The sequence below is a fragment of the Acinetobacter sp. 809848 genome, from assembly GCF_000581275.1.
Classification (GTDB): domain Bacteria; phylum Pseudomonadota; class Gammaproteobacteria; order Pseudomonadales; family Moraxellaceae; genus Acinetobacter; species Acinetobacter pittii.
Window position 1 is genome coordinate 256,992 of the sequence record NZ_JEXG01000001.1, and the last position, 23,737, is coordinate 280,728.

At 38.6% G+C, this 23,737-nt stretch carries 24 protein-coding genes; 16 read left to right on the top strand and 8 right to left on the bottom strand.

Going from position 1 to position 23,737, the window contains the following annotated elements:
* Positions 1 to 3: 3 nt before the first annotated feature.
* A complete protein-coding gene (locus tag J536_RS06250) occupies positions 4 to 474 on the bottom strand; it encodes an Lrp/AsnC family transcriptional regulator (protein WP_002050132.1) in 471 nt (156 codons plus the stop codon).
* Positions 475 to 820: 346 nt separating this feature from the next.
* On the opposite strand from J536_RS06250, the gene J536_RS06255 reads away from it, so the two are divergent.
* Complete coding sequence (locus tag J536_RS06255; protein WP_032062406.1) at positions 821 to 2,134, top strand: DcaP family trimeric outer membrane transporter; 1,314 nt, start codon at positions 821 to 823, stop codon at positions 2,132 to 2,134.
* A gap of 51 nt (positions 2,135 to 2,185) precedes the next feature.
* Here J536_RS06255 and J536_RS06260 read toward each other — a convergent pair whose 3' ends face one another.
* From J536_RS06260 to J536_RS06280, 5 genes are all read right to left on the bottom strand, one after another.
* A complete protein-coding gene (locus J536_RS06260; RefSeq protein ID WP_032062408.1) occupies positions 2,186 to 2,929 on the bottom strand; it encodes an amino acid ABC transporter ATP-binding protein in 744 nt (247 codons plus the stop codon).
* Between the two features lie 13 nt (positions 2,930 to 2,942).
* A complete protein-coding gene (locus tag J536_RS06265) occupies positions 2,943 to 3,620 on the bottom strand; it encodes an amino acid ABC transporter permease (protein ID WP_032062410.1) in 678 nt (225 codons plus the stop codon).
* Between the two features lie 2 nt (positions 3,621 to 3,622).
* The gene (locus tag J536_RS06270) at positions 3,623 to 4,465 is read right to left on the bottom strand and encodes an amino acid ABC transporter permease (RefSeq protein WP_002114400.1); all 843 of its coding nucleotides are present in this window, start codon (positions 4,463 to 4,465) and stop codon (positions 3,623 to 3,625) included.
* 94 nt (positions 4,466 to 4,559) lie between these two features.
* The gene (locus J536_RS06275; protein WP_005076378.1) at positions 4,560 to 5,453 is read right to left on the bottom strand and encodes an amino acid ABC transporter substrate-binding protein; all 894 of its coding nucleotides are present in this window, start codon (positions 5,451 to 5,453) and stop codon (positions 4,560 to 4,562) included.
* 532 nt (positions 5,454 to 5,985) lie between these two features.
* The gene (locus J536_RS06280) at positions 5,986 to 6,750 is read right to left on the bottom strand and encodes a glutathione S-transferase family protein (protein ID WP_017386781.1); all 765 of its coding nucleotides are present in this window, start codon (positions 6,748 to 6,750) and stop codon (positions 5,986 to 5,988) included.
* A 345-nt stretch (positions 6,751 to 7,095) separates the two neighbouring features.
* Here J536_RS06280 and J536_RS06285 point away from each other — a divergent pair, with 345 nt between their 5' ends.
* The 8 genes from J536_RS06285 (at position 7,096) to ychF (ending at position 15,578) form a co-directional block, all read left to right on the top strand.
* The gene (locus tag J536_RS06285; protein WP_080759644.1) at positions 7,096 to 8,331 is read left to right on the top strand and encodes an SfnB family sulfur acquisition oxidoreductase; all 1,236 of its coding nucleotides are present in this window, start codon (positions 7,096 to 7,098) and stop codon (positions 8,329 to 8,331) included.
* Between the two features lie 12 nt (positions 8,332 to 8,343).
* A complete protein-coding gene (locus J536_RS06290) occupies positions 8,344 to 9,567 on the top strand; it encodes an SfnB family sulfur acquisition oxidoreductase (RefSeq protein WP_032062414.1) in 1,224 nt (407 codons plus the stop codon).
* Complete coding sequence (locus J536_RS06295; RefSeq protein ID WP_032062416.1) at positions 9,567 to 10,979, top strand: LLM class flavin-dependent oxidoreductase; 1,413 nt, start codon at positions 9,567 to 9,569, stop codon at positions 10,977 to 10,979. The genes J536_RS06290 and J536_RS06295 overlap by 1 nt, the downstream gene beginning before the upstream one ends.
* A 14-nt stretch (positions 10,980 to 10,993) precedes the next feature.
* Positions 10,994 to 11,824 (top strand): MetQ/NlpA family ABC transporter substrate-binding protein, encoded by an 831-nt coding sequence (locus J536_RS06300; RefSeq protein ID WP_032062418.1) that lies wholly within the window; start codon positions 10,994 to 10,996, stop codon positions 11,822 to 11,824.
* A gap of 13 nt (positions 11,825 to 11,837) precedes the next feature.
* Positions 11,838 to 12,671 (top strand): MetQ/NlpA family ABC transporter substrate-binding protein, encoded by an 834-nt coding sequence (locus tag J536_RS06305; protein WP_032062420.1) that lies wholly within the window; start codon positions 11,838 to 11,840, stop codon positions 12,669 to 12,671.
* Positions 12,672 to 12,676: 5 nt separating this feature from the next.
* Positions 12,677 to 13,753 (top strand): methionine ABC transporter ATP-binding protein, encoded by a 1,077-nt coding sequence (locus J536_RS06310; protein WP_080947589.1) that lies wholly within the window; start codon positions 12,677 to 12,679, stop codon positions 13,751 to 13,753.
* On the top strand, positions 13,734 to 14,393 hold the full coding sequence (locus tag J536_RS06315) for a methionine ABC transporter permease (protein ID WP_017386774.1): 660 nt from the start codon (positions 13,734 to 13,736) through the stop codon (positions 14,391 to 14,393). The genes J536_RS06310 and J536_RS06315 overlap by 20 nt, the downstream gene beginning before the upstream one ends.
* A 93-nt stretch (positions 14,394 to 14,486) precedes the next feature.
* A complete protein-coding gene (gene ychF / locus J536_RS06320) occupies positions 14,487 to 15,578 on the top strand; it encodes a redox-regulated ATPase YchF (protein ID WP_002050104.1) in 1,092 nt (363 codons plus the stop codon).
* Positions 15,579 to 15,622: 44 nt separating this feature from the next.
* On the opposite strand, the gene J536_RS06325 is transcribed toward ychF, so the two are convergent.
* Positions 15,623 to 16,144, bottom strand: coding sequence for a DUF962 domain-containing protein (locus J536_RS06325; RefSeq protein WP_032062424.1), 522 nt, complete (start codon positions 16,142 to 16,144; stop codon positions 15,623 to 15,625).
* Positions 16,145 to 16,236: 92 nt separating this feature from the next.
* Between J536_RS06325 and J536_RS06330 the strand changes: the two genes are divergently transcribed.
* Entirely contained in the window at positions 16,237 to 16,944 is a 708-nt protein-coding gene (locus tag J536_RS06330) for a Crp/Fnr family transcriptional regulator (protein ID WP_032062426.1), read from the top strand.
* A 171-nt stretch (positions 16,945 to 17,115) separates the two neighbouring features.
* A complete protein-coding gene (locus J536_RS06335; RefSeq protein WP_032062428.1) occupies positions 17,116 to 17,451 on the top strand; it encodes a hypothetical protein in 336 nt (111 codons plus the stop codon).
* 75 nt (positions 17,452 to 17,526) lie between these two features.
* Here J536_RS06335 and J536_RS06340 read toward each other — a convergent pair whose 3' ends face one another.
* Entirely contained in the window at positions 17,527 to 17,997 is a 471-nt protein-coding gene (locus J536_RS06340; RefSeq protein ID WP_212750229.1) for a hypothetical protein, read from the bottom strand.
* A 121-nt stretch (positions 17,998 to 18,118) separates the two neighbouring features.
* Between J536_RS06340 and J536_RS06345 the strand changes: the two genes are divergently transcribed.
* The 5 genes from J536_RS06345 to glnD all read left to right on the top strand — a co-directional run bounded on the left by J536_RS06345 (position 18,119) and on the right by glnD (position 23,717).
* Positions 18,119 to 18,841, top strand: coding sequence for an AzlC family ABC transporter permease (locus tag J536_RS06345; RefSeq protein ID WP_063098679.1), 723 nt, complete (start codon positions 18,119 to 18,121; stop codon positions 18,839 to 18,841).
* A 1-nt stretch (position 18,842) separates the two neighbouring features.
* Positions 18,843 to 19,184, top strand: a complete 342-nt coding sequence (gene ygaH, locus J536_RS06350) for an L-valine transporter subunit YgaH (protein ID WP_032062431.1) — start codon at positions 18,843 to 18,845, stop codon at positions 19,182 to 19,184.
* A 132-nt stretch (positions 19,185 to 19,316) separates the two neighbouring features.
* Entirely contained in the window at positions 19,317 to 19,706 is a 390-nt protein-coding gene (locus J536_RS06355) for a tautomerase family protein (protein ID WP_017386770.1), read from the top strand.
* A gap of 102 nt (positions 19,707 to 19,808) precedes the next feature.
* Complete coding sequence (gene purT / locus J536_RS06360) at positions 19,809 to 21,026, top strand: formate-dependent phosphoribosylglycinamide formyltransferase (RefSeq protein WP_079381102.1); 1,218 nt, start codon at positions 19,809 to 19,811, stop codon at positions 21,024 to 21,026.
* Positions 21,027 to 21,053: 27 nt separating this feature from the next.
* Complete coding sequence (gene glnD, locus J536_RS06365) at positions 21,054 to 23,717, top strand: [protein-PII] uridylyltransferase (protein WP_000608324.1); 2,664 nt, start codon at positions 21,054 to 21,056, stop codon at positions 23,715 to 23,717.
* Positions 23,718 to 23,737: the final 20 nt, after the last annotated feature.

The window sequence follows — 23,737 nt, forward strand, 5'->3', positions numbered from 1 at the left end:
TTTTTATAGCTTGTTGAGCAAGTTATAGCAATTGAACACATTATATTCTTTAATGACAAAGCTAGAATGCAAAGCAACTACGTTGTCGATTTTTCCAATACGTCTTAATAAAATTTCACTGTAGTCATCCATGTTGCGTGCTACAAGCTCTAAAATAAAATCGGCACTCTGACCCGTTACCAAGAATGCATTGGTTACTTCTGGAATTGCTTCTATTTCAGACAGAAACTTATCAAATGTTTCACTATCATGTTTACTCAATGAAACTTGCAATAAAATATGTAAAGTAAAACCAAGCTTACTAAAATTAATTTCCCTTTTGAGCTGCCCCATGATGTTGGCTTCAATCAGGTGCTTAATACGGCGATGCACAGAACTGACTGACAGATTGATCCGTTCTGAAAGTTCATTCAAATTTAAGTCTTCATGAGACAAAATTTCTAGAATTTGTTTATCAAAACGATCTAACTCCACTCTTAATCTCCAGCCAGAATTTCACAGTAAAGACAGTATAACCCTATACCATCACCTCTGCATTGAAAATACAAAGGTTTATGGACAGCAAAACTCTATTTCTTTTATAGAGTTTATTTCGATTATGCCTTTTAAACGTGCAAGTAGTGTCAGAGGCGGTTCATTTTAGAGAGTCAGTTTTATGCTTAAATCTGATTTATCTATTCAGAATCCTTATTCTCACTACCATTTGAGGCTAAAAAGGAATTAATCATCAAAATTTGACTATTTTTTAATCTTCGTAAAGTTGGCATCATTTTTGTTATGTATTTGCAGGAAAATTTTTATCCATGTCGGGGGAGTTCCTGTGAATAAGATCAAAACACTAGTATTAGCAATGAGTTCTTTAGGTGCAATGAGCGTGACGATGCCTGTGCATGCCGCTACAGATGCTGAAGTTAACGCCTTACGTGATGAAGTAAAGGAGTTAAAACAACTCGTTCAGAAACTATCTGATCAACAAAAAACAGCTTTAACTGTCACTGCTCCAGCAACAAGTCCCGCAGTACCTGCCACCCCTACACCACCTGCATCAAAACCAGGTTGGATGGCTATGGTCGATGGACAAACTCAAGTCAAGCTTTATGGTAGTGTTCGCGCAGATGCAACCTATGACTTTAAAGGTTCAAATGGCAGTATTTCAAATGGTGCCAATTATCCACTGAATAAAGATGACCCTAAACAAGACTCACTAAATGTATCTGCAGCAACTTCACGAATTGGCTTAGATATTACTCGTCCAACTCAATATGGAGATTTAACAGGTAAAATTGAAGCCGATTTCATGGGTGGCAATGGAGATAATAGCCATGGTACTTTCCGTGTTCGCCATGCCTATATGTCCTTAGGAAAATGGTTAGCTGGTCAAACGACCTCACCTTTTGTAAACACAGATACATCACCAGAAACAGTAGATTTTAATGGCGCTATCGGTACAGGTACTACACGTACAGTACAGGTCCGTTACACCCAACCAATTAATGCACAACAGAAAATATTAGTTGCCTTAGAAGGCGGTGATGTTGAAAAAGCTGGTAATGCTGCCGGTGGAAGCCGTTTTCCTGCTTTAACAGCACGATATGATTTCAAAACTACGGATAACAAAGGCCTATTACAGTTACATGGTCTTGCCCATGAAAACCGTGTAGCTCCAAAAGATAGCACTTCTGAAGAGAAATTTGGCTGGGGTGTTGGGGTTGGTGGTAAATATGACTTAACGCCTCAAGATAGCGTGGTTGCTAATTACTATCATGTTAAAGGCGATGGCCGTTATTTACTTTATAGCAATTCGGCTTATAACTATGACACAACAACACAAGATATTAATTTAGGAGAATTCGATAGCGCAGTAATTGGATATCAACGTAAATGGAGCCCTATTCTGCGTTCTACTTTTGCTGTAGGTGGTATTCAATATAAAGATGATAATGTCTATGCAAATAGCAATTTAACCAATACCAGCTATAACAAAGAAATTTATAACGCTTTAGTCAATTTAATCTGGAACCCAGTTAAAAATATTGATTTAGGAGCAGAATATACTTACGGTCAACGTGAAACTTTTGCAGGTGACAAGGGTGATTATTCACGTATCAACCTACTAGCAAAGTATAGCTTCTAAAAATTAAATATAAAAAAAGAGCCTTTAAAGGCTCTTTTTTTATTAGGGATATTAGTGCATCGCCTGAATTTTTTCTAAGAAAAGTTTAGCACGCTCATGACGAGCTTCTAAATTATCAAAGAATTCATGGGTTGGGCAGTCTTCTAAAATTTTACCTTCATCCATAAAAATTAAACGGTTAGATACTCTTTTAGCAAAGCCCATTTCATGAGTAACACACATCATGGTCATGCCTTCATGTGCGAGCTGTACCATAACTTCAAGAACCTCACCGACCATTTCAGGATCAAGTGCAGAAGTTGGTTCATCAAACAACATACAGATTGGGTCCATAGACAAGCCACGTGCAATCGCGACACGTTGTTGCTGACCACCCGATAACTGCCCTGGAAACTTATCTTTATGTGCAAGTAAACCTACACGTTCTAAATATTTCAAACCTTTTTCACGAGCATCTGCAACTGAACGCTTTAACACTTTAACTTGAGCAATCGTCAAATTTTCCAAAACAGTCATGTGTGGAAAAAGTTCAAAGTGCTGAAAGACCATTCCCACTCGTGAGCGGAATTTAGCCAGATCTGTTTTTGGATCTTTAAGCGAAATCCCATCAACAATAATGTCACCTTGTTGAAATGGTTCTAGAGCATTTACTGTTTTAATGAGTGTCGATTTTCCTGAACCAGATGGTCCACAAACAACAACGACATCACCTTTTTCAATACTCGTCGTGCAATCTGTTAAAACTTGAAAATCACCATACCATTTAGAGATATGTTGGATGTCTATCATTGGCATTTAAAATCTCCAATTAGCGAATGATGGCAATTTTTTGCTGTAAGCGTTTGACTAATTGCGACAGCACAAACGAGCTACAGAAATACACTACAGCGACGATTAAATAGAATGTTGCTTTCGTTTCAGGTCCATAAGTATTAGCTAATGTATCTGCACGACCTAAAAAGTCTGGTGCACTAATCACATAAACTAACGACACATCCTGAAACAGAATAATGGTCTGAGTTAACAATACCGGAAGCATGTTGCGAAAGGCTTGAGGTAAAACCACGTAGCGCATTGATTGACCATAGGTAAAACCAAGCGCGTAGCCTGCATGTACTTGACCTTTTGAAATAGACTGAATTCCAGAACGTACAATTTCCGAAAAAAATGCAGCTTCAAAAATAGCAAAAGTTACAACGCTCGAAAATAGCGGCCCCCAATAGGTATCAGATTGAAACTCAAATATTTTTGGCAACAAAAAGTAGAAAATAAAGATCACCTGAATCAGTGGAATACCACGAAACAGATCAACATAAAATTTTGCAAAATTACTTGCGATGGCATTGCTAGATAAACGCATCATTGCCAATGGGGTTCCAATTAGGATACCGCCCATCATTGCTAATACCGTTACGGTAAGCGTAAAAATGAAACCTTCTTTGAGTGCTGCGATCACGTCAGGGTTTTGTAATAAAGAAAAATCCATGATTACTTCCCTCCTGAACCTAAGCCAGGTACAGCCATTCGTTTCTCAATCCATGCCATTACAAACTTAATGCTATAAGTGATAATCAAATAAACAGGTGTAGAGAGAATAAGAATGATGATGTCCTGAGAAGTTTCTTCACGCATCGTTTTCGTATAAGCAAAGAAATTCAACACACTCAACGCATATAAAACAGCTGAGTTTTTGAATACGTTCATTGCTTCAGATGTAATCGTTGGCCATACAGTACGATATGCAACTGGTAAAATGACATAACGATAGCTTTGGGCAGTAGTAAAACCCATAGCAGAAGCCGCGAACTTTTGTCCACGAGAAACAGTATTAATTCCGGCACGTATGTGCTCAGATACACGGGCAGCCGTGTAGAGACCTAATGCAAAAACACCAATAACCGCAGGTTGCTGATTTAAAATATTTTTCCACCAACCACCAGCAACTACATCCCCACTACCTGCACTTAAGCTGTCCGGTAAAAACTCAGGAAAAACAAAAGCCCAGAAGAATAGTTGCACAATAAGTGGAATATTACGGAAAATTTCAACGTAACAATTGCCGATAAATGCGAGAGGTTTGTTGGGTAATGTACGAATTACCCCTAGGAGAGAACCTAATAAAAATGCGATAAGAAAGGCTATAATAGCTGTCCAAACCATAGTGAACACGCCTGAACCTAACATTTGTAACCATGTGGGTGCCTCAGCATAAGCATTGTAGCTTGAGCTACCAATAGCTTTACAAACTGATTCTGCCCATGCGGCTTTATCGACACCATATTCATTAGACTCCGCACAGAATATAGTCCAGTTTAGCGAGCCGACTGACATGTTTGCCCCTTAAATTAATATCTTTAGAAAATAGACCACTTGTGCAAATGAATCTTTACACTTACACAAGTAAATTTAGGACAAAAAGATCCAGTTAGATTCCTGCATCTGTTGGGTTAGCTTTTAATTTCTTATAAGATGAACTTTGTTGCATGTTCAAATTCGTGTTTTTTGGTGGAATTGGAGATAAGAACCACTTCTTATATAAAGCGTCCATTTTACCAGTTTTCCACAAGTTATTTACAGTACGGTCTGCAACCGCTTTAAATTTTGGATCATCTTTAGCAAGCATAATTCCATAAGGTTCAGATGAAAGTACCGGACCTACAATTGCGAAAGCTTTAGGTGTAGAAGACTTCGCAATCAAGCCTGCTAAAATATTATCATCCATTACAAATGCAGCAGCACGGCCAGATGCCATCATGGCAAAAGAGTCAGCATGATCTTTACCATAAATATTTTGAACATTAACAGCCTGACCTTTTTCATTCATCTTGATGTATTTGTCAGATGTAGTGCCTTGAGTAGTAACAACTGCTTTACCATTTAAGTCCGCCAAACTCTTAATGCCAGAGTTTGCTTTAACAGCCATGCGCACTTCTGTTGCATAGTAGTTAGTTGAGAAACCAACTTGTTGCTGACGTTGTTTAGAGTTTGTAGTGGTACCACATTCCATATCGATATTGCCTGCTAAAAGCTCAGGAATACGTGTTGATGAAGTTACTGCCTTGTACTCAACTTTTAAGCCAGGCATTTTCAATTCTTTTTTAATGTCATTTGCAAACTGGTTACATATATCGACTGCATAACCTACTGGTTTACCTGCAACAACATATGAAATTGGATCTGAGGATTCTCGATGACCAATTACGATTTTTCCGGTACTTTTAATTTTAGCTAATGTATCTGCTGCTTGAATTTGAGAAGTAGCGCCAACCGTACAAAGCATAACTGTTGAAATAATGAGAGAGGTTGCAGAACGTTTCATAAGAACTCCTTGATGATCATTCTCTCTATTTATCTATAGAATCATTCATATAGAGCAATAGAGTGATTTTTATTAAATTGCAATTATCGAGCCAACTTTTCCAAGTCGGACCCATCCATTTGCTTCACTTATTCTATTCAATCTGTTTTGCAGAATTAATACCTTTAAAACTGCTCACATGTTTCTACTTTAATCTATGTTTTAATCTTCTGTCTATTATTAAGCTCATCTATTTACACTTAAATGTGGCAATTATTGATTACATTGTAAACACATGCACAATAAAGTGGCTTAACTTTGGCTAAAAATAATATTTAGAAAAATTGTATTTTCCAAAAAATCATAAAAATTAAAGTTATTAGTCATTTAGATAAAATGGAATTTATATTGTAAAAAGTAATTTTGGCATCAAAATAATATAAACAAATGGCTTAATAAAAATCATTTAGAAAATTGATAGTAATATCTACATTAATAAAATAACTAGCAAAGATAAAAATAAGCCCCGATTTTCTCAGGGCATTTTATAATTTTAAATTCCGCGCCAATCTACTCGCGCATTACGCTCAGTTTGATATATTCTTAAAACATACTGACCTAGAGGTAAATCGAGTAAATTTTGTTGATAGTTATTCCATTCTTCCGAAACACCTTCAGCCTCTTCCCGCTCCCACGGCGTACCCTTTATTTCTAATAAAGGAGCAAGCATAGAACATACAGAAATATCAGCAAGACTTAAGCGATCGCCTACCATATAACGTGCCTGATTTTCGATTAAGCAGTTATTTAGTTCATTTATGAGTTCATCCATACGTTCTTTTGACTGGTTGACTAGCTCTTCTTCAAGTTTATAGTTCTTCTTTACCAGTGTTTTGAGGAATGGCTTCGATATTTTTTCAAACTGACGTAAATAGCCTTGTTCACCCATCATAATTTCTAAAGCATGGTCTCCTTGCGCCAACGTATGAGCTAGAGCCCAACGACGGACATGAATACCCAGCTCGTCAGCCAAGCTATCTATTTTTAATGTTTGCTGTCTTAATTGTTCATCACGACGTAACAGTGAATGCTCTGGATAAGTATCATCCAGATAAAGTGCAATTTTAGTCGACTCAGCGATCCATTGATGATCATCTTTCAAAATAGGCAGTAAATTTTGGCCTGTTTTGAGTTGTGCAAAAGCACGATGAAAGCCTGGAATTAAGTTATGAGCCACATAATCAAGTTCTTTATGGTCTAACAACCAGCGAGCTTTTTCACAATAATGGGACAAAGGAAACTGATACAAAACCCGCATAAAATCTCCACGTTTATTTTTATTTGACTATTTGTACAAAAATGGTCGATGGTAAGTAGATACTTTAGAAGCTATTTTTAGTTAAAACAATGGATATTGTGCTCATTTTTCACTGACACTTAAGTCTATTTTTTTTATATCTTTTTTTACCGTACTTATTGCTCTTTTTCATATTAAAACCAATTCTATTATTATTTTTCCACATAGCAAACTTAAACTATTGTTTTTTATAATCTTTCAATATCTCTATTTTTTCATTAAAAAGCAAAAAAAATGCTTTGCACTTTATTTCATAAGCTGAGCATAAGTCCTCGTTTAGTGGAAAAATATTTCTTTTGTAAGGTAATGACAGCAATACAAGGTGTCATTATGTCTAATTCTCTATCAAAAACGACTGCATACGTCCAAATCATTCAAAATGATCAACAAGCGATTAATGCTGCTTATCAAGTGGCGGATTATGCTTTAGAGGGTCGTAATACACGTGATCAACAACGCTTATTACCGCATGAGCAAATAGAAAACTTTAGTCAAAAAGGCCTAGGTGGTATTCGCATTGCAAAAAAATACGGTGGTGCTTTTGTTTCCAATAAAACTTTGGCTCAAGTTTTCCGTATTTTGAGTAAAGGTGATGCGAATGTTGGTCAGATTCCACAAAATCAGATTAGCCTGTTAAACCTGATCGAAATCATGGGCACAGAACAACAAAAACAATTCATCTTTTCAGAAATATTAGCAGGTAAACGTCTTGCCAACGGTGGACCAGAACGTAATACCCATGATTCAAAAACATTAAAAAGCAATCTTACTGTTGAGAACGGCAAATATATTTTAAACGGCGAAAAGTTTTATTCTACAGGTACGAGCTTTGCGCATTGGCTCGCGATTAAAGCAATTCATCCTGAAGGTCATGTGGTTTTAGTCATTGTTAACCGAGATGCTCAAGGCATTGAAGTCATTAATGACTGGAATGGGTTTGGTCAACGTACTACAGCGAGCGGTACAGTTAAATTAAATCAAGTTGAAGTTAAACCTGAACTTATTTTTGATGAGCGATTATTGACCCAAACCCCAACCTATCGGGGTGCCTATTCGCAGTTATTACAAGTAGCAATTGATGTAGGTATTGCTGAAGCTGCTTTTGAAGATACTTTATCAACCATACACAAAGCACGTCCAATTATTGATGCAAATGTTGAAAAAGCTAGCTTTGAACATTACACCCTGCAAGAGGTAGGTAAGTTAAATATTTTGCTCGATGCTGCAATTTTACTGCTTGATGAAGCTGCTGAATATTTAGATGAACTTGACCAACTTGAAACTGTGACTGATGAACAGGTAGCAAAAGCTTCGATCCTGGTTGCCGAAGCGAAAGTCTATGCCAATGATGCTGCCCTACAAATTTCTGAAAAACTACTAGAGCTGGGCGGTAGCCGTTCAAGCTTAAGCCAACATAATTTAGATCAACATTGGCGAAATGCCCGTGTACATACCTTACACGACCCTGTTCGCTGGAAATTACATGCCATTGGCAATTATTACCTTAATGGTCATTTCCCTGCCCGCCATGCTTGGATTTAAGGAGAAATTGTCATGACTTCATATCAATCGGTACAAACCAAACAAACATCGGCATCTGGTCAAGCACATATTATTCAAAATGATGCTGAAGCTTTAGAAATTGCCAAACAATTTGCTGAGCAATTTAAAAAAACTGCTGTTGAACGAGACGCTAAGCGAATTTTACCGTATACCGAAATTGATGCATTGAGCCAGTCTGGACTTTGGGCAATTACAGTACCTAAGCAATATGGCGGTGCCGAAGTTTCAAGTCATACCGTTGCTAAAGTGATTGCTCTTTTAAGCGGTGCAGATGGTTCAATTGGACAAATTCCACAAAACCATTTTTATGCTTTAGAAGTATTGCGCAATACAGGTACAGAAGCTCAAAAACAACGGTTATATGGCGAAGTTTTAAATGGCACTCGCTTTGGTAATGCACTTGCTGAGTTTAAAACCAAAACTTCAACTCATAAGCAAACCAATATCCGTCCACACGAAAATGGCTACCTGATTCAAGGAGAAAAGTTTTACTGCACAGGAAGTTTATTTGCTCACCGTATTCCAACCTTAGTTTTAGACGATGCAGGTCGAGAATATCTAGCCTTTGTAAAAAGTGGTTCACAAGGATTGAAACTTGTTGATGACTGGTCTGGCTTTGGGCAAAAAACCACAGGTAGCGGCACGGTTAAATTTGATCAGGTTTTTGTAGATGCAGATGATCTTATTCCTTTTGATACTGCATTTTTGCAACCAACCTTAGTGGGCCCTTTTGCTCAAATCATGCATGCATCGATTGAGGTAGGTATTGCACGTGCAGCCTTTGAAGAAAGCTTGCAAAGAGTGCATCAAGCTCGCCCATGGATTGATTCAAATGTAGAAACAGCCAATCAAGATCCTTTGACGATTTATGAGCTAGGACGCATTGCTGTAGATGTACGAGCAAGTGAAGTTTTATTAAAACAAGCTGCGCAATCAATCGATGCCGCAAAAATTGATACCACACCAGAAAATATTGCGAAAGCATCCATCGATGTTGCCAAAGTACGTGCTCATAGTAGTGATACGGCGCTAAAAGCTTCGTCTAAGCTGATTGAACTTGCTGGTAGCCGTGGTAGTCAATCACAAGATGGTCTAGACCGTTTCTGGCGCAATGCGCGTGTGCATACCTTACATGATGCTGCACGATGGAAATATTACTTTATTGGGAACTATGTTCTTAACGGTGTTCTACCACCTCGACGGGGGACATTGTAATGGCAGATTTCAAAGCAAAAGAGATTTTATTAAACGCCTTTGACATGAACTGTGTTGGACATATCAATCATGGCTTATGGACACATCCACGTGATGAATCACACCGCTTTAATGAACTGAGCTATTGGACAGAACAAGCTAAAACCTTAGAAAGTGGTTTATTTGACGGCTTGTTTATAGCCGATATTACAGGTGTGTATGACGTCTATCAAAATGGTATTGATCTGACTTTAAAAGAGTCCATTCAACTTCCAAGCCATGACCCATCTACACTCATTTCAGCTATGGCGGCAGTCACTGAAAACCTGAGTTTTGGGGTCACTGTGAACTTAAGCTATGAACATCCGTATCAATTTGCACGCCGCTTTGCGAGTCTCGACCATTTAACTCAAGGTCGTATTGGCTGGAATATCGTGACGGGTTATTTAGATAGTGCAGAACGTTTGATTGGTCAAAAAGGTTTAAAAGACCACGATGCCCGCTATGAACAAGCCGAAGAGTTTTTAGAGCTTTGCTATAAATACTGGGAAGGTTCATGGGAAAACGAAGCCGTTAAAAAAGATAAAGCACGACGTGTTTTTACAGATCCATCTAAAGTTCACACCATTCACCACCACGGAAAATATTACCAAAGTGAAGGTGTGTTTCAGGTGTCTCCTTCTGTACAACGCACCCCGACACTGTTTCAAGCAGGTGCTTCCCCCAAAGGTATGCAGTTTGCGACGCGTCATGCTGAGTGTGTATTTATTGGCGGCGACAAACCCGAAAAAATACGAGAACAAGTGAAAAAGATTCGTGCTCTTGCAGAACAGCAAGGCCGTTCAGCGGATGACATTAAAGTCTTCGTTGGCATCACCGTTGTTGTTGCCGAAACACATGATCTCGCTGTACACAAACTTAATGAATATCGTCAATATGCAAGTCCTGAAGCTGGCCTCGCGCATTATGCAAGTTCAACAGGCATTGACTTAAGTAAATTTGCCGACGATGAAGCGATTCCTTACCAAAAAAGTAACAGTATTGTTTCGATTACCGAAAAATTTAAAGAGCAACAAATCACGAAAAATGACTTAAAAGCTCAGCATGTTTTGGGTGGTCGTTATCCACTCATTGTAGGTAGTGGCGAAGAAGTTTCTGAATACCTAATTCATCTTTTAGATGAAACAGATATTGATGGCTTTAATTTAACACGTACTGTTGCACCTGAGTCTCACCACGACTTTATTCGCTTGGTCATTCCTGAGCTACAACAACGTGGTCGCTATAAAACTGCATATAAAGCGGGTTCATTACGGAACAAAATTTTTAATCGGGGTGACCAATTACCAGAACAACACCCTGTTCAAGCGTTCCGATGTAGTCCCTATAACAACAGCAAAAACTTAACAACAATTGAAGAAATAACCGCCTAAATTTGGAGATAGACATGGCTCAAACAGCCTCAAAAAAATGGCTAGGCATAGGCTTAGTCGTTGTAGTCCTTATTATTGCTTTATTCTTTTGGAATAAACATCGTCAAAGTGGCTCAAATGAACTTGTGATTGGGATTAGTCCTCCATTTGCAAAAACTTTACAAGCTGCTGCCGATGAAGCAAAGAAACAGGGTTTAAATGTAAAACTAGTCGAATTTTCTGACTGGAATACACCAAACATTACTTTAAATCATGGGGATATTGATGCGAACTTTTTCCAGCACCAACCTTTCTTAGACAATGCAATTAAAGAAACAGGCTTTAAATTAAAGGCATTTGCAGTGGGTGCAGCATCACATGTGGGACTTTATTCAAAGAAGTACAAAAGCTTAGATGAATTGCCACAAAACGCACGCGTAGTCATTCCAAATGATCCAGTAAACCAAGGTCGTGCCCTACTACTTTTACAGCAAGCTAAATTAATTACGCTTAAAGATTCAAACAATCATTTATCTGCACTTAAAGATGTAGTTTCAAACCCTAAAAATTTGCAATTCGTAGAGGTTGAAGGACCACAAACTGCTCGTGCAATTGATGATGTTGACTTGGCTTTTGGCTATCCACATTACTTGCGCTTAGCAAAAACAGCTGACCCTGAAAGTGCACTTTTACTTGATGACAATACCAATAAACGTTATGCAATTTTGTTTGTAGTGCGTGATGACTATCAGGATAAAGGCGACAAATTGAAGAAATTTGTTGAGATCTATCAAAACTCGCCAAAAGTTAAAGCTGTGTTAGATGCTGAGATTGGGCCAACACTTTGGTTCCCTGGCTGGAAGTAATAACGGAAAGATTATGGCAATTCAGTTCAAACAGCATAAGCATTGGTTACTCGGAATTACGATTTTAATCGTAGTTCTGGGCCTCATCGGTTACCGTTATATTAAAAATAAAGAAGCCGATGATGTTTTAACGATTGGCATTAGCCCACCTTATGCTGAGCTACTACAAAGCGTGGCCAATGAAGTAGAAAAGCAAGGCGTTCATGTCAAACTCGTTGAATTTTCTGATTGGCGAGCACCCAATGTTGCCGTACAAAACGGTGATATTGATGCAAACTTTTTCCAGCAAAGCGTATTTCTACGTAATGCTGTTAAAGAAACGGGTTATGACTTACACGCATTTGGTGTAGGTTCAGGAAGTCATGTAGGTTTATATTCAAAAAAATATAAATCACTTGGAGAGTTACCGTCAAAAGCACGTGTGGCTATTCCAAATGATCCGGTTAACTTAGCCCGTGCTTTAATTTTATTACATCGCGCTGGCTTAATTCAGCTTAAAGACATTAATAATGAACTTTCAACCACTCAAGACATTATTGCTAATCCCAAACAGCTGAGCTTCGTTGAAGTTGAAGGCCCCCAAACAGCACATGCATATAATGATGTCGATTTAATTTTCGGCTTCCCCCACTACTTAAAAATGGCAAAGGTAACCGACCCACATAGCGCATTATTTTTAGATCCAATCGATAAAAAATATGCAATTTTGTTTGTGACTCGTCGCGATTACCAAGATAAAAACCAAAAACTTGCAACCTTTGTTAAAGCATTCCAGAACTCAAAACAAGCACAAGACATTCTGGATAAAGACTTTGGGCAAGGGATGTGGTTTCAAGGCTGGAAATAAGGAGAATGACAATGGTGAGTTTTGGATCACAAGTTGATTTTTCTCTACCTCATATCAAAATTCGCGGTTTAAATAAGTTTTACCAATCGCAAGGTCAAAAACTGCATGCTTTAAAAGAGATTAACCTTGATATTCCTCAAGGTAAGATTTTAGGCATTATTGGTAAAAGTGGTGCGGGAAAATCTTCCCTACTCCGCACTTTAAATGGCTTAGAACAAGTGAATACAGGCAGCATTCATATTCATCAACAAAACATTGCTGAATTGAGCCATGCTGAACTCATTCAAACCCGTCAACGAATTGGAATGATTTTTCAACATTTCAATTTAATGTCTGCAAAAACAGTTTGGGAAAATGTGGCATTGCCCTTAAAAGTTTCCAATTACAACAAAGCAGATATCGATCAACGTGTAAATGAAGTTCTGGCACTCGTAGGTCTTGCAGATAAGTCTGGTCATTATCCATCACAACTTTCAGGCGGACAAAAGCAACGTGTCGGTATTGCACGTGCACTTGTTCACCACCCAGAAATTTTACTTTGTGATGAAGCCACCTCGGCACTTGACCCTGAAAGTACCGCCACTATTTTGGCTTTACTTAAAAAGATTAATCAGGAACTGGGTCTAACGATTGTACTCATCACTCATGAAATGCAGGTCATTCGAGAAATTTGTGATCAAGTGGTGGTGATTGATCAAGGTGAGATAGTAGAGGCTGGACAAGTCTGGTCTGTATTTTCACGACCAGAGCAACAAATTACTCAGGAATTGTTGAACCTTGAGCAGATCACTCTGCCTTTTAAAATCACTCCTCTACCCGATGAAAATTCGACACATATTATTGTAAAACTGAAATATGAGGCTGAAGCACATCAAGTTCCCGATATTCAAGAACTACTTGCCAGATTTAAAGCACCTGTCAATTTATATCAAAGTCAGGTCGATACCATTCAAGGGCACATTATTGGCTCACTTTTAGTCGGTATTCCTAACGTAGAAATTGATCTTTCATCTCTACGACAAGACGCATTAACTGCAATTGCACAATTTGAGGTACTTGGCTATGCACGACCAGCTCATTGATTTATTAATTACTGGAACTGTAGACACCTTACTCATGGTAGGTGCATCTGCGTTTATTGCTTTTTTAATTGGCTTACCTATTGCTGTTGTTTTAGTTAGCACTTCTGAGCATGGCATTCATCCGTCACAAAAGATTAATCAGGCTTTGGGTTGGGTCATTAATATTACTCGTTCTGTGCCCTTTCTTATTTTAATGGTTGCACTTATTCCGCTTACTCGCTGGATTGTAGGTACAAGTTATGGCGTTTGGGCAGCCGTTGTTCCATTGACGATTGCTGCAATTCCCTTTTTTGCTCGTATTGCAGAAGTCAGCTTACGTGAAGTCGACCAAGGCTTAATTGAAGCTGCTCAAGCCATGGGTTGTAACCGTAAACAAATTATTTGGCATGTGCTTTTACCAGAGGCTTTGCCGGGTATTGTGGCAGGCTTTACCGTGACTATTGTGACCATGATTAACTCTTCTGCAATTGCCGGTGCTATCGGTGCAGGTGGATTAGGAGACATTGCTTATCGTTATGGTTATCAACGTTTTGATATGCAAATTATGGTGGCTGTCATTTTAGTCTTAATTGTTTTAGTCATGTTGGTACAAGCGACTGGCGATGCATTAGCCCAGCAACTTGATAAACGTAAAGTTTAAACGCAATACAACCCTGCTCTAGCCATGACTTTGTCATGGCTTTCATGTAAAATCAACGACAATTTTTAATTTACACATTTGTGAGTGGTTTTCATGGGTTTTAATTGCGGTATTGTTGGTCTGCCAAACGTAGGGAAATCTACCCTTTTCAATGCATTAACGAAAGCAGCGATTGCAGCGGAAAACTTCCCTTTCTGTACCATTGAACCAAACACAGGTATTGTTCCTGTACCAGATCCACGTTTAGACAAACTTGCTGCAATTGTTAAGCCGCAACGTATTTTGCCAACTACAATGGAATTTGTGGACATTGCAGGTCTTGTTGCTGGTGCATCAAAAGGTGAAGGCTTAGGTAACCAATTCCTTGCTAACATCCGTGAAACTGATGCAATTGCACACGTTGTACGTTGTTTCGAAGACGAAAACGTGATTCACGTAAATGGTAAAATTGATCCGTTAGACGATATCGCAACCATCAATACTGAACTTGCACTTGCCGATCTTGAAACTGTTGCTAAAGCAATTTTACGCTTAACTAAAGTTGCTAAAGGCGGTGACAAAGAAGCTGTAGCAACTAAAGCAGTTTTAGAAAAAATCCAACCGTTACTTGACGAAGGTAAACCAGCTCGTGCAGCTGATTTGTCTGATGACGAACGTAAATTAGTTCGTGGTTTTGGTTTAATGACTTTAAAACCAACGATGTATATTGCAAACGTTGCAGAAGATGGTTTTGAAAACAACCCGCACTTAGAAGCAGTTAAAAAACTTGCTGCTGAGGAAAACGCAATTGTTGTTCCTCTTTGCAACCAAATCGAAGCTGAAATTTCATTATTAGAAGATGAAGATCGTGCTGAGTTTTTAGAAGCAATGGGCATGGAAGAACCAGGTTTAAATGTGGTTATTCGTGCAGGTTATGCACTTTTAGGTTTACAAACTTATTTCACTGCTGGTGTACAAGAAGTACGTGCATGGACAGTAAAAGTTGGCGCAACCGCTCCTCAAGCCGCTGGTGTGATTCATACCGACTTCGAAAAAGGCTTCATCCGTGCTGAAGTTGTTGCATATGATGACTTCGTACAATACAACGGTGAAAACGGCGCTAAAGAAGCTGGTAAATGGCGTTTAGAAGGTAAAACTTACGTTGTTCAAGACGGCGATGTAATGCACTTCCGTTTTAACGTTTAAGTTAAAGCTAAAAAAGCCCCAATATGTTGGGGCTTTTTTTATGTTTAATGACTTAAATCCATCGTCTCTCGTTTACTACGCGCCTCTTGTAAAATACGTGCATGCAAAGGCTTTCTAAAACCTAGCATAAAAACAAATTCTGCCAATACAAATAATGGTCCTATCGCAAGTCCTATCACATCATCAACAAAAGCAGGTTTTTTCTTTTCAAAATAATGTCCCACAAACTGAAAGACCCAACCCACCACAAAGAAACCAATACTTGCTACTAACCATTCTCCAAAAGATAACTGTGCAATTTGGCTCGCCAGTGGATACACAGCAGCTAAAAGAACGAGCATGAGTAAGCCAAATACTTTATCTAAAATAAAATAATAGATCGTACTAGCTGCAATCAGGACTATGGCTAAAGTCAGTTTAAAACTACCAATATCGACTCCAGCTCTTGCGGTTAAACACAAAATTGAAAACACGATGAGCGGAATACCGATAAAGTGCGTCAAAATATTTTTATGATTTAAGTGGTAAGCCGCATATTTGCTAAGCTGTTGCTCCAGATTTGACATGAGTTATTCCCTATTCACTTACATATAGTCATACTGTACAAATAAGGAAAACTTAAAGTTGTCAGCTATTTGACAAAGTAAAGAATTTTTTCATGGATGACCGAATATTGGACCTAATTTATATTAATCGACTAAAAGAAAACACATGGTTTAGTGTGCTTCCAGAAACATTCCAAAATTTTATTTTAGAACATGGCAAGCAAATCACCTTTGAGAAAAATAGCTATGTTTTCCATGCTCAAGATCTATTTGATGGCATTTATACCGTACTTGAAGGCTCAATTAGCTTGGGTTATGTCGATGTAAATGGTAATGAAGCACTTTCTGCTATTGCTGAGCCAATCATGTGGTTTGGTGAAATATCATTGATTGATCATGAACCGCGCTCACACGATGCGATTGCCTTGAAAAAAAGCACAGTTCTACATATTCCAGCGAAGCCTTTAAATGAGCTACTCAAGGATAATCCATATTATTGGTACTATTTTGCACTTTTAACCAGCCAAAAACTCAGGTACGTTTTCTTAGAACAGATTGCTATCCAAACATGTAGTATTTCTCAAAGACTGGCGCAGCGCCTTCTATTCATTTTAGAAGGATATGGGAATCATATTCTTATTCAAGATCATCACATCCATATTTCTCAAGAACAGTTGGCAAATATGCTGACCACATCTAGACAAACGATCAATCATGAACTGAGCCTGCTCGAAAAACAGAAAATCATTAAAATTGCTTTTAGAAAAATTGAGATTCTAGATATTGAGAAATTGAAAGTAGTTGCTAAAGCACAATCCTAATTTTTTAAAAGCGGCTAAATAATAAAAACTTAAAATTAAATTAAAAAATTAGATAACACTGCAAATCAAAACATTGTTCAAACTCTATTTCCACAAAATGAATGTGTTAAAGCAGATATTTTCACCCTACACTCAAGCTGAGCAATAATACTCAACAAGGCGCTGATTAACATGAAAAAATTATCAACAATTCTTACAGCAGGCGTATTGGCTATGTTAAGTGTTTCGACATTTGCATGTCCAAAAGGAACTCAACTACAAGGCGGTACAGGACCGAATCACAAAGGTGGAAAATGTGTAGCGGTACATGGAAAAACTACCGCTCAAAAAGCCAAGAAAGAGGCAACTAAAACTAAACAGGATGTTAAAAAAGATTTAAGCACTCAAAAACATGATGCAATGACCAGCGCGACTCATGCTCAACATGAATCACAGCAAATGACTCATCAAATGAAACAAGATGCTGTGAAAACTGTAAACACCGCTAAAGCTGCCACAAAACCGTAATTCACATTCACTCATTATCGTTTAAAAGCAAAAAAAAGCGAGATTGATCATCTCGCTTTTTTAGATTCATTATTTTTATTTTGGCGAAGTATTTCCAAGATTCGGTGTATCGATCGCATCCTTACATTGAGCCTTATCTCGCTCATAGTCCGCTTGTTTTTGGGCAACTGAACTATTGTTTTCTAGTGTTTCGCGTGCCCATATATCTAAACTTGTCAGGGCCTTACGGCAGAGTGCATATTTCCCTTCTGTCACCGAATCCGTCATTTTTACATTAATGCGCCAGTCTGTACTCAATTGACGTAAAGGTTTACGAACTTTGTCATCAATTTGGCTGAGTTGTTTTTCATAAACTAAATGCTCAACCGTGTTAATTAATGTCCATGCTTTTTGAGCATAAACAGTTGCATCATTGGTTAGTTTCGGTGCTGGCTTAATTTCTACTTTTTTTTCTACACCCTGATTACCATTATCACAGCCCTGCAATGTAAAAATACCTGCACTCATCATGGCGATATAAACTAAACGAATCTTTGCCTTCAACATATCAAACTGCCGATTAAACATTTCGGCACTATGCTATTAAATTCAGCTACAATACTCAATCTTTCAAGTATTTTTATCATTTGGTTTATTGCCAAGGTGTATTGTGTCCGAACAACAATTGATGCCTGCCCAAACAGCAACTTTTTGGCAAGGCGCCAAAGATAGCCAAGCTATCGTACTCACCTATTTACCCGTTTCTTTTGCCTTTGGCGTTTCTGCATCCCAGTTTGGTTTTACACCATGGGAAGCCTTTTTTCTATCTTGTTCAATGTATGCTGGCGCTAGCCAATTTTTGGTTGTCGCTCTTTTGGCTAGCGGTTCATCCATCTGGCTAACAGCATTAACAGTTATTGCACTAGATATTCGCCATGTCCTTTATGGACCTGCTCTATACAACCTGATTCCAAATAAATTAAATCTTAAGAAAACTGCAGTATGGGCTTGGGGCTTAACGGATGAAGTTTTTGCCAGTGGAATGATCCAACTTTCACAACGCAGACAACAATGGTCCGAGTCTTGGATGCTTGGCCTAAGTCTATTTAGTTGGATGGCTTGGGCAAGTGGCTCTTTGTTAGGTGGATTATTTGCCGATCAAGTTGCTCATTTGCCAAAGTTTTTACAAGCAGCTTTAGACTTCTTATTACCTGCTTTATTTTTAAGTTTTTTATTAGCCGCATTTGAACGAAAGCATAGCCTTGTTGTTGCTGTATCTTTAGTAGTTTCAGCTTTGGCGTGTTATTGGATTAACTTATCAGCGGCTATCTTTATAGGTATTTTTTCAGGCATTTTAGCTGGTCTATTTAAACATTATGTACTGAAACAGCATGATGAGGTTGAGGCTTAATATGAACCTAGAAATTATTCTGGTCGGCATTATTGTGGGCATAGCCAATTTTGCTTCACGCTTTGGACCTTTTTTCGTAATACAAAAACTACAGAGCAACCAACAAAGACGCGGCTCAATCTGGATCAAAATTGCCTTAGGGAGTATTGGAATATCTGCAATTAGTGCCATGTTTGTAGTTGCTACCCTTCCACCTCTCCTTGAAACTCCCAATAAGAGTTTCGCAATGCTTATCGGTTTTTTAGTTTTAGCAGGTCTTTATTTTAAATTTAAGAAAATCGTACCAGCAACTTTAACTGCCGCAATTGTTTATGGTCTGATCTATACTTATTTACCTTTATAAATAGATAAACTTATCTTCCTTATATAAAATAAAATCTGGCCAGAGGCGTTTAAGATTGAAACTTCTGGCTTGGAAGATTTAATTTTTGAATTGATTAAAAAGATAACCTTAGCTACTTATATAGAGATAAAAATGTCACAAGTTAAAATTTATGCAAATGAACAAACCATTATGCAGTACCGAGAATTACTTTCTCATGCAATCCATCAGGCGCTTATTGAAGAATTGAAATATCCTGTTGAGAAAAGATTTCAACGTTTTATTAGCCTTAAACCAGGAAATTTCATTTACCCTTCTGACAGAAGCCAGCATTACATTATTATTGAACTTTCAATGTTTGCAGGCCGCAGTGCAGCCACTAAAAAGCAGCTTATCCAAACCTTATTTCGTAATATTCAAGAACAATGTAGAATTTCTCCACAAGACATTGAAATTACTATTTTTGAAACACCTAAAGAAAATTGGGGCATCCGTGGTAAAAATGCGGATGAATTGCTTTTAAACTATCAGGTTAATATCTAAAAACCACTTTTTTAATTGTCCGACAAAATTACTTTTTTTATGCATGATAAGGCTTAACTCCACCATAAGTTCTGCTATGCTTAAAAAAATAATTTTGTCAGGATGATTCGCATGAGCGTGACACTCGGTACCCCACTTCAATCTTCTGCATTTAAAGTTTTATTGTTAGGTTCAGGAGAGCTTGGCAAAGAAGTTGTAATTTCCTTACAACGCCTTGGTGTAGAAGTACATGCAGCCGACCGTTATGATCATGCACCAGCAATGCAAGTTGCACATTTTTCTTATGTGTTAAACATGGCAGATCCTGCCCAATTAAAACAACTCATCGAGAAAATTAAACCAAATTTAATTGTTCCAGAAATTGAAGCAATTGCGACAGAAGTTTTACTTGAAATTGAAGCGAGCAAAACAGCAACTGTCATCCCTTCTGCTAAAGCTGTAAACCTCACAATGAACCGTGAAGGCATCCGCCGTCTTGCGGCTGAAGAACTTGGCCTACCTACTTCTGCTTATCGTTTTGCTGATACGCTCGAAAGCTTCCGCGCCGCTTGCGATGACATTGGTTATCCAAACTTTGTAAAACCAGTCATGTCATCTTCAGGTAAAGGTCAGTCTCGTGTAAAAAGTTTCGATGAAGTCGATGCAGCTTGGGAATATGCGATGCAAGGTGGCCGTGTTAACCAAGGCACGGTTATTATTGAATCTCAAATTGATTTTGATTTTGAAATTACATTACTTACCGTTCGCGCTAAAAACCCTGAAACTGGTGAAATCGAAACTCATTACTGTGACCCAATTGGTCACCGCCAAGATGCCGGGGATTATGTAGAAAGCTGGCAACCTCAACCAATGACGGCGGCGGCACTCGAAGAAGCAAAACGTATTGCAAATAAAGTGACAACTGCACTTGGTGGCTGTGGTATTTTTGGTGTAGAACTGTTTATTAAAGGCGACAAGGTTTGGTTTAGTGAAGTCTCACCTCGCCCACACGATACAGGACTCGTAACTTTAGCATCTCAGTTTCAAAGTGAATTTGAACTGCATGCACGTGCAATTTTAGGTTTACCTGTAAACACAGCACGCCACAGTGTTGCAGCAAGTGCGGTAATTTATGCTGGAGTTGATGCCAGCAATTTAAGTTATAGCAATCTCAATGTAGCTTTAACACACCCAGACACCGATTTACGCCTGTTTGGCAAACCAGAAGGTTTCAAACGTCGTCGTATGGGGGTAGCAACCGCTCGTGCTGAAAATACTGATCTTGCTCGTACTTTAGCGAAAGAAACCGCTGATCAAGTAAGCGTTCAAACAAACTCTTAATTTTTACTTATTGGTAGACCCATTTTCATGATCAATATATCGCCATTGTTGAACTATGTCTCAAGTCATCATGATATTAAAGCCATTAATCAGTGGCGAACGGATGTAGAAAAACAGTTGCAAGATTCATATGAAAATGGGCAATCTATTCGTGAAATCATTAAAGCCCGTTCAGATTTAGTAGATGAAGCACTGATCTTTTTATGGAAACATGCTGAACTCGATCAGACAGAACTGGGCCTTTTTGCTGTAGGCGGTTATGGGCGCCGTGAAATGTTGCCCTATTCCGATGTCGATATCATGATCCTATCGGAGCATGAAATTAACGAAGAAAACGAAAAACGTATCTCTACATTTATTTCTTCTTTATGGGACGTTGGAAACTTTAAACCCGGCATTAGTGTTCGCACGATTCAAAGCTGTGTTGAACAGGCTGCTACCGATTTAACCGTTGCAACAACTTTAATTGAAGCGCGGTTAATTACTGGCAATAGTCAGCTTGCGAAATGGCCTCGCCGTATTGTTTCGCAGACATGGACTGACAAAACATTCTATGACGCAAAAATGGCCGAACAAGCCAAGCGTTACCATCAACACAACAATACTGAAAGTAATTTAGAACCCGACATTAAAAATGCACCGGGTGGTATACGTGACATTAACCAAATTGGCTGGATAGCCAAACGTCACTTTCGCGTAAATCGTATTTATGACTTAGTGCATTTAGGTTTCATTTCAGAGTTTGAATTGGCAGTTTTAGAAGAAGCTGAAAGTTTTCTTTGGGAAATTCGACATCATTTACACCGTTTAGCTAAACGTGATGAAAACCGTTTACTCTTTGACCACCAAAGGGAAATTGCCGCTAAATTTGGTTATGTTCGTCAAGAAGGCCAACCTGTAAATTATGGTGTTGAGCAGTTCATGAAACGCTACTACCGTACGGCGCAGCAAGTTTCAACACTCAATGAAATGTTGCTTGCGTATTTTAGCGAGTCAGTGATTACTCCTCGACTGCCCAACTATGAACGCAAAATTGAAGTTGTTAACGATCACTTTAAAATTGTCGATAATAAACTTGCCGTACAACATCATAAAATATTCGCCGAGCATCCAAGCGCGATTTTAGAGTTGTTCTATATTTTAGCCAATCGACCAGATATTGAAGGTATTCGCGCCCGGACTTTACGCTTACTTATTCTTGCCGCAAAACGAATCAACCAAAGTTATCGCGATAATCCAGAGCATCAAGCACTGTTTATGTCGATTATTCGCTCACCATATCGTTTATACGATACCTTGGTTGCGATGAAACGATATGGTGTTTTAGGAAACTATATTCCTGCTTTTGGCCAAATTATGGGCCTTATGCAATATGACTTGTTCCATATCTATACGGTCGATGCTCACACATTATTATTGCTGCGTAATTTAAATCGTTTTAGAGAACCTGAATTTGCCAAAGAATTCCCTGTAGTAAGTTCAGTTTTCCAACGTCTTGCTCGTCAAGATATTGTGTTCATTGCTGCTTTATTCCATGACATCGCAAAAGGTCGCGGTGGTGACCACAGCGAACTCGGCGCAGAAGACGCGATTGAGTTTGGCCGTGCACATGGCTTTACAGAGCGTGAATGCAAATTAATTGCATGGCTTATTCAAAACCATTTGCTCATGTCTTTGACCGCTCAAAAAAAAGATATTTCTGATCCTGATGTCGTGAAAGATTTTGCAGAGAAACTGGGCGATATGGAGCATCTTGATTATCTATATACCTTAACGGTTGCCGATATTAACGCGACAAATCCAAAACTATGGAACACATGGCGCGCTTCTCTCATGCGTCAACTTTATACGCATGCTCGTGATGTAATCCGTACAGGTTTAGGCCGTCCCGTTGACTACCAAATGCTGATTGAAGACACCAAATTTGCAGCAAGTGAATTGCTGGTAAATAACTTCGCATTGGCAGATGTCGAAAAAGTATGGCAAGAACTAGGTGATGAATACTTCATTAAAGAATCAGCGGATGAAATTGCGTGGCATACACAAGCAATTTTAAAACACGGTGATAATCCAGAGCCATTAGTCCTCTTGCGTGCTCACCGTAAAGCAGCTCAAGATGCGGTGCAAATCTTTATTTATACTCGCGATCAACCTAACCTATTTGCCACCACTGTTGCCGTTTTAGACCGAATGAACTTAGACGTTCAGGATGCAAAAATTATCACGGCAAGTACAGCATTTAGCTTAGACACTTATGTTGTACTTGATCGTTTCGGGACATTGCTTACCGACCCAGAACGTGAAGAAACCGTTAAAAATGCATTAGTGAAAGCCCTTAGCCAACCAGACCAATATCCGGGACTCATGCAACGTCGTATTCCACGTCAATTACGTCATTTCGATATTGAAAATACAGTCGACGTAACATTAAATGAAGCCTTACAGCAAAATATGGTCGAAATTTCAACACTCGATCACCCCGGTCTACTTGCACGCGTGGGTGGTTTATTTATGATGCAAGGTTTAGACATCCATTCAGCCCGAATCGCAACTTTAGGTGAACGTGCCGAAGATATTTTCTTTGTCACCAAAAAAGATGGAAAACCGCTGAATAACGAAGAGGTCAAACTCTTCTCGGAAAAACTGAAAGCTGCATTAGATGAAGCATCTAATCAAATTTGTCAGCACTGAAACTCAACTACTTGGTAACT